Consider the following 1,388-nt stretch of genomic DNA (forward strand, 5'->3'; position numbering starts at 1 on the left):
GGGCTGGCCGGCCGGCATCCGGCTGAGCCTCGATGCGGCGACGCTGGCCGGCACCCGCACGCCGGCGGCACTCGGCCAGCGCCACCTGTTCGACTACCTCGCGAGCGAGGTGCTGGCCGACATGCCGGACGGGCTGCGCCGCTTCCTGCTGCAGACCTCGGTGCTCGCCGAGCTGGAAGCCGGGCGCTGCAGCGCGCTGACCGGTGACCCGCAGGCCGCCGGCTGGCTGGACGACATCGAACGCCGCGGCCTGTTCGTCACCGTGCTCGACGGGCCGCAGCTGACGCTGCGCCTGCACGACCTGTTCCGCGACTTCCTCGAAGACCGGCTGCGCCACGAATCTCCCGACGCGCTCGCCGGCTTGCTGCATCGCGCCGCCGAGACCGAGCCCGACGCCGCACGCCGCATCGGCTACCTGCAGCGTGCCGGCGACTGGGCGGCCGCCGAGGCGGCGCTGAATGCCGTCGCCCGCGGCTGGCTCACCGACGGCCTGCTGACGCAGACGCAGCGGCTGCTGGCGCAGTTTCCGGYCGCGTGGCGAGAGCGCTCGTCGCCGCTGATGCTGCTGCAGGGGCTGGCCGCGTGGGCGCGCTGGGATTTCGTCGCGATGGCCGGGCACTTCCAGCAGGCGCTGCGCCTGGCCGAGCAGCAAGGCCGGGCAGACCAGGCGCAGCGGGCGCGGGCCTACGTGGCGCTCAGCCTGTGCCAGGTCGACCAGCGCGACGACGCGGCCGCGCTGCTCGCCGAGCTGCGCACGCAGGCCTTGCCGCTCGAAGCCGAGGTCACGACGCTGACCGCCAGCCTGTGGCATGCCGGCGACTACGGGCCGGTCGGGCCGTCCGCCGGCTACATGGCGCGGCGCAACACGCTGCTGGCCGATTGCAGCGACATCGGCCTGTGGTACCAGGCGACGCCCAACCCGCGCGATGTGACGCTGCCCGGCATCGCCCCGGCCCTGACCGAGTTCGTCGAACGCGCGCTGCGGCTGGCGCCCGAGCACCCGACCGCGATGAGCGCGATCGCCTGGCTGCTGCACGGGCTGATCGCACTGTGGCACGGCGATGCGGTGCGCGCGGCCGAGCGGCTGCAACGTGCCGACGAGGAGTCGCGCTGGCTCGGCGGCCCGCGCAATGTGCGCACGATGCTGGCGCTGGCGGGCGGCMTGCTGCACGCGCTGCGCGGCGACATCGACGCGATGCGCCAGGCCGCCGCCCACCTGCTGGCCGACCCTGAGCAGGAGCCGCCGAGCGCGCGCCGCGAGAAGCTGCGCCGCAACATGCAGTTCCAGGCGCTGCGGCTGGCGATGATCGCCGACGATGCGGAGCGCGCCCGCGCCCTGGTGGCAACGCTGGGCGCGCCGGACCTGCTGGCCTCGACGCGCATCGCGC

1 protein-coding gene is annotated in these 1,388 nt (G+C 75.0%); it reads left to right on the forward strand.

Annotated features, from left to right (window positions below):
• The coding region (locus AC1D01_RS34675; RefSeq protein WP_477874047.1) for a winged helix-turn-helix domain-containing protein at positions 1-1,388 on the forward strand (1,388 nt) is incomplete at both ends.

It is taken from the genome of Rhizobacter sp. P3_B12 (genome assembly GCF_056402895.1).